Source organism: Microvirga splendida, from assembly GCF_016427565.1.
GTDB lineage: Bacteria > Pseudomonadota > Alphaproteobacteria > Rhizobiales > Beijerinckiaceae > Microvirga > Microvirga splendida.
Genome location: NZ_JAELXT010000003.1, coordinates 66,658 through 79,936 on the forward strand (window position 1 = coordinate 66,658; position 13,279 = coordinate 79,936).

General features: G+C 59.6%; 14 protein-coding genes. 8 read left to right on the forward strand and 6 right to left on the reverse strand.

The genetic code is table 11. From position 1 onward, the window contains the following. Nucleotides 1–115 precede the first annotated feature (115 nt). Nucleotides 116–553 (forward strand): Lrp/AsnC family transcriptional regulator, encoded by a 438-nt coding sequence (locus JAO75_RS04435; protein WP_199047011.1) that lies wholly within the window; start codon nucleotides 116–118, stop codon nucleotides 551–553. Nucleotides 554–634: 81 nt separating this feature from the next. Then, complete coding sequence (locus JAO75_RS04440) at nucleotides 635–1,027, forward strand: RidA family protein (RefSeq protein ID WP_199047013.1); 393 nt, start codon at nucleotides 635–637, stop codon at nucleotides 1,025–1,027. 31 nt (nucleotides 1,028–1,058) lie between these two features. On the opposite strand, the gene JAO75_RS04445 is transcribed toward JAO75_RS04440, so the two are convergent. After that, entirely contained in the window at nucleotides 1,059–2,576 is a 1,518-nt protein-coding gene (locus JAO75_RS04445; protein WP_199047015.1) for a sensor domain-containing diguanylate cyclase, read from the reverse strand. Between the two features lie 292 nt (nucleotides 2,577–2,868). Between JAO75_RS04445 and JAO75_RS04450 the strand changes: the two genes are divergently transcribed. After that, nucleotides 2,869–3,057, forward strand: a complete 189-nt coding sequence (locus JAO75_RS04450) for a hypothetical protein (protein ID WP_199047017.1) — start codon at nucleotides 2,869–2,871, stop codon at nucleotides 3,055–3,057. Nucleotides 3,058–3,117: 60 nt separating this feature from the next. On the opposite strand, the gene JAO75_RS04455 is transcribed toward JAO75_RS04450, so the two are convergent. After that, the gene (locus tag JAO75_RS04455) at nucleotides 3,118–3,852 is read right to left on the reverse strand and encodes a TerC family protein (RefSeq protein ID WP_199047019.1); all 735 of its coding nucleotides are present in this window, start codon (nucleotides 3,850–3,852) and stop codon (nucleotides 3,118–3,120) included. Between the two features lie 338 nt (nucleotides 3,853–4,190). Here JAO75_RS04455 and JAO75_RS04460 point away from each other — a divergent pair, with 338 nt between their 5' ends. Beyond that, nucleotides 4,191–4,787, forward strand: a complete 597-nt coding sequence (locus JAO75_RS04460; protein WP_199047021.1) for a hypothetical protein — start codon at nucleotides 4,191–4,193, stop codon at nucleotides 4,785–4,787. 74 nt (nucleotides 4,788–4,861) lie between these two features. On the opposite strand, the gene JAO75_RS04465 is transcribed toward JAO75_RS04460, so the two are convergent. Both JAO75_RS04465 and JAO75_RS04470 read right to left on the reverse strand, forming a co-directional pair. Continuing rightward, a complete protein-coding gene (locus JAO75_RS04465) occupies nucleotides 4,862–5,467 on the reverse strand; it encodes a 3'-5' exonuclease (RefSeq protein ID WP_199047023.1) in 606 nt (201 codons plus the stop codon). Between the two features lie 55 nt (nucleotides 5,468–5,522). After that, nucleotides 5,523–5,789: a hypothetical protein gene (locus JAO75_RS04470; RefSeq protein ID WP_199047025.1), complete on the reverse strand. Its 267-nt coding sequence runs from the start codon at nucleotides 5,787–5,789 to the stop codon at nucleotides 5,523–5,525. 171 nt (nucleotides 5,790–5,960) lie between these two features. Here JAO75_RS04470 and JAO75_RS04475 point away from each other — a divergent pair, with 171 nt between their 5' ends. Continuing rightward, nucleotides 5,961–6,341: a rhodanese-like domain-containing protein gene (locus JAO75_RS04475; RefSeq protein ID WP_199047027.1), complete on the forward strand. Its 381-nt coding sequence runs from the start codon at nucleotides 5,961–5,963 to the stop codon at nucleotides 6,339–6,341. Between the two features lie 91 nt (nucleotides 6,342–6,432). Here JAO75_RS04475 and JAO75_RS04480 read toward each other — a convergent pair whose 3' ends face one another. Beyond that, nucleotides 6,433–6,933, reverse strand: coding sequence for a lytic transglycosylase domain-containing protein (locus tag JAO75_RS04480; protein ID WP_199047029.1), 501 nt, complete (start codon nucleotides 6,931–6,933; stop codon nucleotides 6,433–6,435). Between the two features lie 221 nt (nucleotides 6,934–7,154). Next, nucleotides 7,155–8,369: a polysaccharide lyase family 7 protein gene (locus tag JAO75_RS04485; protein ID WP_210340164.1), complete on the reverse strand. Its 1,215-nt coding sequence runs from the start codon at nucleotides 8,367–8,369 to the stop codon at nucleotides 7,155–7,157. A gap of 813 nt (nucleotides 8,370–9,182) precedes the next feature. Between JAO75_RS04485 and JAO75_RS04490 the strand changes: the two genes are divergently transcribed. From JAO75_RS04490 to JAO75_RS04500, 3 genes are read left to right on the forward strand one after another with little or no spacing between them, the layout of a single operon-like run. Next, entirely contained in the window at nucleotides 9,183–10,493 is a 1,311-nt protein-coding gene (locus JAO75_RS04490; RefSeq protein WP_199047033.1) for a nucleotide sugar dehydrogenase, read from the forward strand. A gap of 55 nt (nucleotides 10,494–10,548) precedes the next feature. Beyond that, entirely contained in the window at nucleotides 10,549–12,006 is a 1,458-nt protein-coding gene (locus JAO75_RS04495) for a glycosyltransferase (protein ID WP_343234550.1), read from the forward strand. Between the two features lie 30 nt (nucleotides 12,007–12,036). After that, on the forward strand, nucleotides 12,037–13,242 hold the full coding sequence (locus JAO75_RS04500; RefSeq protein WP_199047037.1) for a PilZ domain-containing protein: 1,206 nt from the start codon (nucleotides 12,037–12,039) through the stop codon (nucleotides 13,240–13,242). Nucleotides 13,243–13,279 lie beyond the last annotated feature (37 nt).

The following is a 13,279-nucleotide window of genomic DNA, read 5'->3' on the forward strand; positions in this document are numbered from 1 at the left end:
CTTATCTCGCCGTCAAGCTACCGGATCTCCTTGGCATAATGAACAAGGTACTTTGACAAAAAGCGCAGAGCTTGTAATCATTCTGGTAAGTTCGGCTAATCACAATGGCACATTGATGGACGATCTCGACCAGCGCTTGATCACGCTCCTGCGGCACAACGGGCGGCGGAGCGTCTCGGACCTTGCGATTGCGCTCGGCGCCTCCCGCGCGACGGTCCGGTCCCGGATGGAGCGCCTGGAACGCTCCGGCGACATCGTCGGCTACACGGTGATCCTCCGGGCCGATGCCGTGGCGTTGCCCGTGCGTGGGATCATGCTGATCGAGGTGGAGGGCAGGGCCGGCGACCGAGTGGTGGATGCGCTTGGCGGCTTTCCGGAGGTGAGCGCCATTCACACCACCAACGGCAAGTGGGATCTCATCGTTGAACTCGGCGCCAGCAGCCTCTCGGATTTCGACGCCATCCTGCGGCGGGTGCGCCTGATCCCGGGCGTGATCGCGTCGGAAACCAATCTCCTGCTGGCAACGCCCCGCAGTACCCGGGCCAAGCTCTAGGAGCGCCTCCGCAAGAGCTCTTGGGGCTGGCGCGTCCGTCGTCATTCGCTACAGTGCGGGTTGTTCTCAAGAGGGCCGTTCATGTCCAAGGAAGTCGTCGAGGTTCCCATCCTGTCCGAAGGCGTGCGGAAGGCAGGTGTGCCGCTGTCCATGGTGACGAAGGCGAACGGGTTCGTGTTCGTGTCGGGAACGCCGCCGTTCAACATGGAGAGCGGCGGTTTTGTGAAGGGCGACATCGAGGTGCAGACGGAGGCGTGCCTCCGTGCGCTTCAGCACTGCCTGGAGAGTGCCGGCACCTCGCTCGACAAAGTGGTCATGGTGCGCATCTATGCGGCCAATGCCGGGTTCTACGGCGCCATCAACCGCGTCTATGCGCGCTATTTTCCGGTGAACCCGCCCTCGCGGACCTTCGTGCCGGTCGCGTCCTGGCCCATGGAGTTCGACATCGAGATCGAGTGCGTCGCAGTGGCGTGACCCTCTTGGTCGAACGCTCGGCTAAGCCATCTCAGGCGGCCGCATTCGGAAGCGATGCCCGGGACGGGACGAGATCCTCCTCGCCCGGGCTGCGAATGGCATTGCGACCTGCGGCCTTCGCCCGATAGAGGGCCTGGTCGGCGGCCTCGAGAAGGGTGTTCCTCTCGCTCCCGCGGGACGGCTGCGCCGAGGCGACACCGATGCTGACTGTTACGATGTGGTAAGGGCTGCCGTCGTGCACGATCGCCATCGCGGTGATGGTCTGACGAATGCTGTCTGCAATCCTCATGGCGCCGGTCAGATCCGTCTCGGGCAGGATGACGGCGAACTCCTCGCCGCCATAGCGGGCCGCGATGTCCCTCGGGCGCCGGATGCTGGCGTCGAGGGTGCCGGCAATCGCGCGCAGAACCTCATCCCCGCGGCCATGTCCGTAGCGGTCGTTGAAGCTCTTGAAGTAGTCGGCGTCGATGGAAAGTAGCGACAGGGCGGAGCCCGAGCGGACGGCCTGACGCCATTCCCGCTCGAAGGTCTCGCGGAACGCGCGGCGGTTCGGCAGGCCCGTCAGGTCGTCGGTTCTGGCAATTCGCCGGAGCTTGGTCTCGGCTCTCGTGCGGCGCTTCAACTCCCGCTGGAAGAGGAAGGTCAAGCCGACCACGGCGCAGCAGAGCACCAGCGTCACGAGGCTGAGGACAAGAGCTTTTCTCTCCCAGGCGGCGAAAACCTCGTCCATCGACAGCGCCACGGTGAGCACGAGAGGGTACTTCTCCAACCTGCCGAAGGAGATGATGCGGTGCACGCCATCGATAGGGGACACCGAGTCGAAGGTGCCGAACTTCTCCTGCAGGAGCCGCTGGACATGAGGAGAGCCGCCCAGGTCCTGGTTGATCTGGCTCTCGTCGAAGGGATAGCGTGTCAGCAGGACGCCATCGCTTCGGAAGAGATTGATGGCTCCATGCTGGCCGAGGCTCAGGTGCTCGAACCGCTGATTGATGGTGTTCAGGGCAATCGACCCGATGGCCACCCCGGCGAAACTGCCGTCGGCATCGGAGAGCCTCCGGCTGATCCCGAGGGTGAGATCGCCAGGGGGAGCTTTGCTCCGGTAGGGGCGGCTCACGTACAGGCCGAGGAGATGCGTGTTCTTGTGAGCCGTGAAGTACTCGCGGTCCGAGACGTTGAGCGAGCGCGAGGCGATCACCGGCCCTGCATCGGCAATCAGGTTACCGTCTCTGTCCACGAGCAGGAGCGCTGCCATGAAGTTTGCCGAAGCCGCGCGGTCGAACAGCATCCGGTATTGGAGGTCGGGGGACAATTGATGGGAGCTGAGGTGGCTCAGGCCCTCCATGGCTCCCTTCAATGATAGATCGAGCAGCTGAAGATTGTTGTCGAGGTCGCGGGCGATCGTGGTTAATACGTTCCTGGAGGACTTCTCGGCCTCCTGCCAGGTGCCGAGCCGATCCATCCAGAGCGTATGGGCGGAAATCCCAAGGATGCCGAGGGCGATCACGCCTGCGATCAGGTGCAAATAGACTTCCGATAACAGGCGCTTCATTCGGCAGCACAACGATCTTGTTTGAATTTATTCTATAGGGAAGACCATGGAATGAGCCAACAGAAATGTTGCCGATAGGATAATTGCCGCTGGTCTCCTGTGGAGACTGATTTTGTCTTGCAAAGAGAACTGGGTGCCTCTAGGGCATAGCCCAATGTATAATTTGTTATATTGTTAGATATTTAACCTGACGTTGGCAGATCTGCGTCTACTTTGCCGCTCAATCTGCGAAATCCGCCAAGGCAGGAGGGCAGCTATGTTCGGTCCTTCGCAGTCTCACAGAATCTGGCGCATGATGAACGCCTTGATCGATGCTCGACCGGAATGGGCCGATCAGGACGTCTTCGAGGCGGATCGTGAAAAGATCCTTCGGTATGGGACCTCCATCGGGCTCAGCGTGGAGGAACTTCTCCGGGTGACGGAACCGGATGTCATCCTCGGCCTCTGGACCGCAGCCGAGGCCGCGCAGGCCGAGGATTGAGCAGCCTGAGACGGTATGGATCGGGCGCGGCATGAAGGCTGCCGCGCCCGGTCGTTCCCATTACCGGACTTTCTTGGTGCGCCGCGAGAGCATGTTGAGGGCCTCGATGAGGGCCGAGAATGCCATCGCGGCGTAGATGTACCCTTTCGGCACATGAGCGCCAAAGCCTTCTGCAATCAGCACCATGCCGATCATGAGGAGGAAGCCGAGCGCGAGCATGACGACCGTCGGGTTCGCCTGGATGAAGCGCGCCAGCGGATTGGCTGCCAGCAGCATGACCGTCACAGCCACCAGAACCGCAATCACCATGATCGGCACATGATCCGTCATGCCGACGGCTGTAATGATGCTGTCGATGGAGAACACGAGGTCCAGCAGCAGGATCTGGACGATGGCGGAGGCGAAGCTCATCTGAGCCTTCTCGCCCTCGAAGAGATCCGGGCCGGGATCGGGATCCACATGGTGGTGGATCTCCTTGGTGGCCTTCCAGACCAGGAACAGGCCGCCTGCGATCAGGATTAGGTCACGCCACGAGAAGCCATGGCCGAATGCGGTAAAGAGCGGCTCGGTCAGCTGAACGATGATGGCGATAGTCCCAAGCAGACCCAGACGAAGAACAAGAGCCAGCCCAATGCCGATGCGCCGGGCTCTGGCCTGCTGATGAGCAGGCAGCTTGTTGGTCAGGATCGAGATGAAGATGAGATTGTCGATCCCAAGCACCACTTCCATGACGATGAGAGTCGCCAGGGCAGCCCATGCTGCTGGGTCCGCTGCAAGCGCAAATAGCTGGTCCATGAAGCCTTCCCGTAATTGCGACCTCTTATTTCGGTTATTGTAGAGCTTGGACAAGGGCTAAGCCCTTTTTCCCACCGGTTTTGCATCACGAATGGCCGTGTCAGTGACCTTGAGGACTGGAATCTTGAAAGGCGCACACCGCCAAGCTCAGATGCTGACCAGAGGGTTATATTTCTGAAATATTTGATCTATTCGAGTTGAAAGCCTGCATCTCACGGCGATGTGCTCATGTGGCTCCTGAATAAGGATGCGCCCGTGGAACCGGCAATGGCGGCACAAGCGTTCCTCTGTGACAAGAATGGAGTTGTGTGATGGCAGGGTCATCAGGACGTTGGCTATTGACGGCGTCGCTCATCAGCGTTCTGTCGGCGGCAGCGCCCGTGCTGGCCCAGTCGGGCCGTCCCTGGGTCGATCCTCCGCCGGAGAACGGCGCCACCCTGTCCTCGCCGCCGGCTCCTGCCCCTCAACCGCCCCAGGCCGCAGCTCCGGCGCCCGCGCCATCGACACCTCAGCCGTCCACGGCTTCTGCCCCCTCGCAGCAGCCCAGGGAAGAAGAGGCCGTTGCCGCACAATCGCCTCCTGAGGTCTCGCCGGCCAAAGAGGAGACGGTTGAGAAGGCCAAGCAGAAGACCGCCAGCGAGCGCAAGGTCCGCCGCTCATCGCAGCAGGCTCGCAGCGTCAAGCGGTCTCAGAAGCAGGAACGGCAGGCATCCCGTCGGCGTGAGCGGGGGTCGGAGGTTTCCCAGGTGCGTCCCCCCCGCAACGGGATCGAGCGGCGGGCTCGGGCAACACGCTATGAATCCGTTCAGGAGGGAATCGATGCAGGGCTCGAGGTGATGAGACTGCAGACAATTCAGCTCCCCGACGGCCGGCGCATCGAGATCCTGACCCGCCCCAATCGGAACATTGCAGGCGAGCTCCCGGACGGCTACTGAGTCAATGCTGCTCGAGAGGGGTCCTGATGCTTCGTTGAAGAAGCTCGACCCATGCGGCACGGACCGGCCGGATCCTACCCGGCTCCTGCAGACTGAATAGTCGTATCTCCCTGACATCCTGCTATCTCCCGGGTCCGGCGCCGGATATCGAGCCAGAGGCGCTGCTCCCGGCGGGCATCGGCAAGGGCGCGGTGCTCGGCAGGGCCGAGTTCGTCGTCCTTTCTCTGAGCCTGAGACAGAACCTTCTTCATGATGCCGTCATGAAGGTCGGCCGGTACGCTCATTCCGAGCAGGACCTCATGGATGGTCTGCCGATGAACCGCTTCCGTATCCTTCAGGCGCAGGGCATGCCGCGGGAGCCCGGCGGCCCGCAGCAGGCGGCTCAGCCACTTCCCATCCCATGACGGTGCGGTTGCATAGAGGGCATGGCCTGCGAGAGCGGACATCATCCGCTGTGCGACAACCGCCACGGGCGCCCCTTGCGCGCGCAGGCGCTCCTGCGAGAGTCCGTGAATGGTTTCTGCCTTGGTGTCCCAATCGGTCCAGGTTGGATCGGGGCGGATGAGGTGGCTCTCCTCCTCGCCGGTTGAGAGAACCCAGGCCACCTCGATGGGATATCCATGCTTGCCCAAGGAGGAGGCTTCGAAGTCGAGGAACGCGATCTTTGGTAAATCGGGCATTGGGGGGCTTTATCCTCCAGGCGTGCTCGTCACCACAGCCTTCCTTTGGATGCGGCTAAACCTGCGATGGCGACGCTTCCTCAGCCAACTGTGAATGGATCGCCTGCAGCAGGTTATCGTCGGACAGGTTAGTCTCCCAATCTTCGGCGAGTTCGAGGCGCACGGACTTGGCTCCTCCCGAGGGAGTGCAGACGATATGAACCTGGTTTCGTGCGCCATCGACGCGCGCGGCATCCTTCTTCTCCGGATCGTTGCCGAGACCGGCGAAAGCCTGGATGCAGGTCCATGCGATGCCGTCCGCATCGCTTACCTCGCGTGGCATGTCATCATCCTTTCAGGCATGTAGAAGTGCGCCTCCCGTCAACGCACGAGGTCTTCTGATGCTCCAAGATCCAGCTCATCGCACCGAGTGCTTTATGTTCCTTGACACAGTGCGCCCTCGGGCCGAGCCTTGCCCGGCTGCCATTTGGCAGAGCCCTGTGTGGAGAGGACCATGGCGAGAAACGTAAAGGATCTGCTGGCCGAAGCGAACGCCTCGGTGCCCAAACTGTCTCCCGAAGAGGCAGCCAAGAGGATGCGTGCGGGCGACGTGCTTGTGGTGGATGTGCGCGATCCGACAGAGGTTCAGCAGAGCGGGAAACTCAAGGTGGCGGTCAATGTCTCCCGCGGTATGCTGGAGTTCAGGGCCGACCCGGAGAGCCAGTATCACAACCCCGCGTTCCAGAAGGACAAAACCATTCTCCTGCATTGCGCTTCCGGCGGTCGCTCCGCTTTGGCAGGCAAGACCCTGCAGGACATGGGCTATACGGCAGTGTTCAACATCGGCGGCTTCAAGGATCTGGCGGAAGCGGGCATCGATACCGAGCCCGCCTGACGGCGAGCAAACGAGCTTTGGAGACGACGGCGCTCGGCCTGGATGCGGCCGAGCGTCGTGTAGAGGAAAATCATTGCGCCGTCCGGCTATGCTACTGAGCGTTGGCGGATGTGAAGGTGGAAGAGCGCACTGCGCCTTCAGCCGATGAGATGGAACCCGTCGAGACGGGATCGACGATGGCCGTGCTCAGGGCATGAAGCATGCCCTTGCGCTTCGCCTCATAATAATAGCCCCGCGCATAAAGGGCGACTGCCCGGTCGGCATTGCCGCCTGCAATTTTGTACGCGTTGGCAAGGTAAGGCACGGCGTAAGTGAGATTGGTGTTGGCATCGAGCAGCCCCGATGGGGTTCCTCGATATCCCATGCCGCGGGCCGTCGCATAACGGATCTGCATCAATCCGAAATTGCCTTTGCTCAACGCTCGCGGATTGTAGCTGCTTTCCCTTCTGATGACCCTGTGAACCAGAGCTTCCGGCACCCTGTGGACTCTGGCGTGGTGCGCAACGAGTGAGTCGATCGTTGCTCGATCCGATGCGGCGGCAGGCAGAGCGCAGGCGACCGCAGCGCAGGCAAGAAGAAGACGAGAAATCATGCATATCCCCTTGGTTGAGGAAATTTCTCATCATCAATCGTGGCAATAGGAGGTCAGCTTGGCTGTAAGAATCCTGAAAATGGCGCAACGGGAGGCTCACGAGCCAAAAGATCTGCTGTCTACCCCTTTCGGGAAACAGGTGCGTCGTCCGCTGCCTGCATGATGCACCAAGCGATAGGGGACATGCCCGCGCGACGTGCCTGGATCAGGCTGTTCTTCCTTCAGATGACCAGGAAGTCGGCTGCCTTCAACTTCAGGTTCTTATCGATCCTGGCAAACTGGATCGCGCGGATTTGGCCCGATCCGTCGGGATCATAGAACAAGCCGCCGGTCTTGTTGTTGTAGATGATCCGGTCCTGCGCATCCAATGCCTTGGCCCCGATGACGAAGCTCTCTGGCGACAATCTCCCGGACTGAAGCTTCGTGAACACGGTGTCGTTGAGGCGGATCGTATCATCCTTCACACTGAATTTCAGAATGACGTCGATGTTGTTGGATCTGGGCTTCGTATCGAACGTGAAGGAGTCCTTTCCGGACGACCCGACGAGGATGTCGTTTCCGCTCTTCCCCCAAATGATGTCGTTGCCGCCCTTGCCCTCGATCCTGTCGTTCCCGCTTGATCCCGTGAGCTTATCGCCTTTGCTTGTGCCGGCATATGTCTTTGAGGTCGAGGGGAGCCCGTTCGTCTTGAATGGGGCTTGAGATGTCTTGGCCGGGTGACTGAATTTCAGATCGTAGAAGGAGGTTTGGCCATAGCCTGATCCTTGCGTCTCGTTCACTCCAAGGTAGGTGCCTGCTTTGAAGTAGAAGGCATCACTCTTCCACGCCGAGTGGATTTTATCCGAGGCCGTGTAGGTCTGCCCGTCGGCCGAGACCGTCACTTTCACCCGTTCGGCCGTGACATTGATCGAATAGCTGAATTTCTCATTGAGGGAGATGTTGGGCTTGGAGCCAGCCTTGCTGGTCAGGGCAAATTTTGTCTCCCGCCCTGTAGCGCCTGCAATATCGTTCACGAAATAGAGCGTGCCTTTGTCCCAGTAGAGACGGGCGAGTTCTTCATCCTGTCCGTGAACTTGGCCTACGATGACGCGTCCCTTCTTGCCATTGAAGAGGGTCGGGGCTTGGTCGATTTCGAGGGTCGCCTTCATGGAGCCGCCCTGGTTGACGGCCCATGCGGCCCGCTCCGAACCATTCATCTCCCGAAGTTCAGAGCGCGCATACCGAGAACCGCTTGTCGTTGCTCCCTCCACGGGTGCTATGAAGACCATGGCGCCATCGGATCCGGTGTAGAAGTAGCTCGGGTTCACGTAGCCGCTGAGGTTCTTCACCTCACTGGCGGTGCCTAGGAACGTGCCGTTCCGATCGGTCGGAAGAGTGATCTTCCAATGCGTCAGGTTGAAATTGCGGCTTGGCGCGAATGACGAATTCAAAGTCATCTTCAATGCCCCAAAATGCTCTAAGCCTTTGACGGCTCGTTCCCACGAGAGACCAGGGTAATCGATACGTTATAAATAAGTCGTTCTGATATGATGCAGTCGAGAATCTTTGCTCATACTGATCTGAGCGATGACGGTCCTATATCGGCGGCACTGATGCTGTCAATTTTTCCTATTCTACGTGGTAAAAATTGCGATTCTCGATCCTCATCTGCACCTGCGGCATCTGCTGCGGCGACATCGAACAAGTTCAGCAGGCCTGACACCCTAAGCGGTTTGGCTTTCGCCTCGCTCAAAGGGGTTAGGTCGACCTAACCCCTATTAAAGTTGGCTCATGGCTGAAGCTGAAGGTCTTCAACTCGGCCCAAGGCATGTTTTCCGAAAATCTGACGCTCCCGACGCGCCAAAGAATGCATTCCGATGCTCTATGCCGTCCGTCGCCTGGGATCTTTCAAAGAACAACCTGATGAAGCCTGCTTTCTGAGGTGCTGAGGTGAGCAAAGTCTGCCTCGAAATTCTATCATTAGAATGCAAATATTTCTCAACACAGGCGCGATGCCGTAGAGTAGCTTTTGTAAATCCCAGTATAGTGCTCTGTGTGCGGTGCAGCATTATAATCAAGTGGGTATAGATACTCTTATGAGTTAAGGATGATCTATTGATGGGAGTAGTTCTCTACTTAACCCGTAGGGGGTATCTCTCCAGCCGAAATAGTGAAGCGCTTTTGAGTCAAGCAGGAGTATTTATTGGTCTGCACCCGGCGCATTTTTCTTTGGCGCCTCGATTCCACTGTTAGTCGGCAGGAACAGCCTAATGCAAATTAGTGTCTTTGGGATTGGCTATGTCGGAGCGGTCTCATCGGCGTGTTTGGCCAATGACGGCCATCACGTCATTGCGGTCGATCCGAACCCCCAGAAAGTGGGTCCTCTCAACGAGGGCATCAGCCCGATCGTCGAACCGGGATTGGGAGAGTTGCTCCAAAGTGGGATTCGCAACCGGCGCCTCATGGCGACCAGCGATGTTCGCGAGGCCGTTAACGGGACGGACATATCGTTCGTCTGCGTTGGAACGCCTTCGCGTCCAAACGGCTCTCTCGACACCTCCTATGTCAGTGCCGCTGCCGAGCAGATCGGCGCGGCGATCCGGGAGAAGAACTCCTTCCATTCGGTCGTCATGCGCTCCACCATCCTGCCGGGAACTATGGAGAGCATCGTTCTGCCTGCTCTTGAACGTGCATCCGGCCGGCAAGCCGGCGTGGGCTTCGGCGTTGCATATTACCCCGAGTTCCTGCGCGAAAGCACCGCTATCAGCGACTACTACGATCCGGGTGCCATCATCTTCGGGCGCCACGATCAGGCGACGATCGACCGGTTGCTCGAAATTCATAAGATTTTCGATGTCGAGCCGAGGATCGTGTCGATCCGGACTGCAGAAGCAGTGAAGTACACTAACAACGCCTGGCATGCCCTCAAGATCAGCTTTGCCAATGAGATCGGAAATATCTGCAAGGAAGCGGGAATCGACGGCCACGCCGTGATGGACGTGCTTTGCGCCGATACGCGGCTCAACATTTCCAAAGCCTACCTCAAGCCCGGCTTCGCCTTCGGCGGATCCTGCCTGCCGAAGGATCTGCGTGCTCTGCGCTCCGCAGCTCGAAAGCTGGATGTTCCGACGCCTATCCTCGATGCCACCATGGACGCCAATGAAGAGCAACTGCGGCGCGCATATTCCATGGTTGCCGCAACGGGCAAGCGACGGATCGGCATCATCGGATTGAGCTTCAAGCCCGAGACCGACGACCTGCGCGAGAGCCCGCTGGTAGAGCTTGCGGAGCGCCTTTATGGACGTGGATACGATATTCGCATCTACGATCCGAATATTCAGGTCTCCAAGCTCACCGGAGCGAACCTCCAGTTCGTAAAGGCGCACCTTCCCCATCTGACGTCGCTGCTGACGTCCGATGTGAACGAGGTCGTCGACCACGCCGAAGTGTTCGTCCTCGGGAATCGCGAGGAAGCCAAGCGCCTCCTGAGCGTCGTGAAGGATGAACGGCCACTCATCGATCTCGTCCGTATCGACCAAGCAAGGTGCTCAGGTGACTTCTATCAGGGAATCTGCTGGTAACGGCAGCGTTCGACTCTCGGAGTCGATAGGGGCGCATATCCTCTACGTGGTTGCCGTGGCGGCTTTTGCCGCCGCGCTTCCGCCTGGAGCATATGTCTCTGTCGGGGCCGGCGTGATCGGGGCCATCGGGATACTTGCGATCTGGCGCTACGGATGGGGCCTGCTGCACTTCATCCGTGCGCTCGTTTTCCGGAAGCTGGTCTTTCCGCGCCAGCGGAAGGCTGCCGACGAGGCGGTCAGGCGCGATCCTCCCAATGCGTTCCTTCTGGTGACGACGTTCCGGATCGACAGCGCCGTCACCACGCGCGTTTACAGAGCAGCCTTCGAGGCTGCATTGGCCGCGCCCGGAAAGGCCACCGTGGTTGCATCCATCGTCGAGGCTGGTGATCAGCGGCTCATCAAGAGCTTGTTTCAAGCGATCTGCGGCCACCAGGACAAGGTCGACCTGGTCATTGTCAGAATTGCGGGAACGGGCAAGAGGGATGCGCTCGCCTATGGCTTCAGGGCCGTAGCCCGGCGCGCTCCGGCTGCGGACGATGTGGTTGCCGTGATCGACGGCGACAGCATCGTCCCGCGCGATCTTGTCCGCAAGTGCGTCGGATTTTTCCAACTCGACCCTAAGGTGGGTGCGCTGACCACCGATGAGACGAGCGAAGTTCGTGGCAGTCGTATCTTTCAGGAGTGGTATGCCCTGCGGTTCGCACAGCGGCATACTCTGATGTCCTCCGTGGGGCTGTCGGAGCGCGTCCTGACCCTCACGGGCCGTATGTCGATGTTTCGGGCGAACATCGTCTGCAATCCGGAATTCGTCCGCCAGGTGGAGCTCGACTACATCGACCATTGGCGGCTCGGACGCTTCAAGTTCCTCACCGGGGACGACAAGTCGAGCTGGTTCTGGCTTCTGCGCAACGGCTACAAGATGATCTATGTGCCGGATGTCGTCGTTCTGACGGTGGAGGATCCGCCATCAGAGAACTTTGTCTCGGCCGCGGCCATGCTGATGGTGCGGTGGTTCGGCAACATGCTGCGCACGAACTCAAGGGCTCTTGCTCTCGGGCCTCGGAAGATCGGCTTGTTCACGTGGTGGTCGATCCTTGATCAGCGCATGTCCATGTGGACCTCGCTGGTCGGCTTCTTCGTGGCGCTTCTCGCAGGGATCTTCATCAGCGGATACGCACTCCTTCTTTATGCCATCTGGATCCTGACCACGCGCTACATTTTGACCCTCTCGCTCCTGGCTGCCCGCCCGAGAGTGTCGGTCTTCTATCCCTTCCTTCTCTACTTCAACCAGATCTTCGGATCGCTGATCAAGGTCCACGTGACGTTCCGCCTGGATCGTCAGAAGTGGACGCGACAGAAAACGACATCTGCGAATGTGGCGAAGCGCCCCCTGATCGCGAGCAACTTCATGTCGGCGTACATGCACAGTGTTGCGCTCATCGCATTCGTATCGGTTTTGGCCTGGGGCATGAAGGTCCTTCCGACGCCAAATCCCATGTTCTTTCTTCCTTGATGATAGCGGTGCCGCTTGGAGAACGTATCGATGACGAAAATTACGCATGAGGCCGAGGTTCAAAGGCAGCACCCACGGTACCGGCTGCCTGTGAAGTGCATTCACAATGGCACGCAACTCGCAGTCGTTGACGTCTCGGTCGGAGGCCTGGGGCTTCGGACAGGCTCGCTGCATGCCAAGCCCGGGCAGGTGCTCGACCTGACGCTCGCCTTTCCGTTCAGCGGCTATGAACTGACCCTGCCCATCAACGCCGAGGTCCGCTACGTGGCTGTCGAGCATAACAGGATCGGCCTTCGCTTCGTCGATGTCTCTCCGCGCCAGCATAACCTCTTACGCTTTGTGCTCGACGCCTATCTTTCCGGGGAGGTCGTGGAGGCTGGGGACGTGCTGGACGTCGTCTCCCGCCGCAACGAAGGGAAGACCCGGGAGGTTCCTCCGCGGCCTCAACCCCAAGGTGCCATGGCCAACCTCGTCCACCGTGGCCGGAGCGCTGCGGGCTACATCGGCATCGGCGCGGCGACTTTGCTTCTTCTGGCCTTCATCGGAACGAGCCTGTTCGACCGCCTCTACCTGATCCCGGCTCAATCGGCGCAGATCACCGCCGATCTGGTCACCGTGCCTGCTCCATCGAACGGCCAGCTCACCTTCGTGGCCGCTGGAAACGAGGTCAAGACCGGCGAGCCGCTTCTCACGATCCAGGGCACGCAAGGCAACAGCATCGTCATCGATAGCCCCTGCAATTGCGTGGTTCAGGCTCGGTACAGCCGGGCGGCCAATTTCGTCCGGGAAGGGGCGCCGATCCTGACCCTGCGGGAGAAGACCAGCAACCCCTACGTTACTGCCAGTATCCCGCAGGACCAGGCGTTGCGGTTCTATAAAGGGGCGAGTGCCGTGATCGAATACGCCGACGGCACGCGCGTGAGGGAGGCCAATATCGAGCGCCTGCCATCCTTTGAGGATCCGTCCCTTGCCGGACGATTGATCGTCAAAGTGGCTCCCGGCCGTGAACTCGGGGCGTCGACGATCGGCCAGCCTGTATCCGTGGTCTTCAATACGTTTTCCGGGTCTTCGATCGGGTCTGCCGTCAGCAGGCTCCAAACAGCAGTCAGCTGGGCAGGAAACAAGATTGCAGCTATCCTGTCTCATGACAGCGCGACGGCCAATGCACCAAAAAAGGCCACAGAGCCTCAAAGTGAGAATGGAAGGCGGCTAGCCGGGCTCAATTCTGGGGAATGAATGGGTCCGGGCCATAACCGGAGGACATCACTTGGAT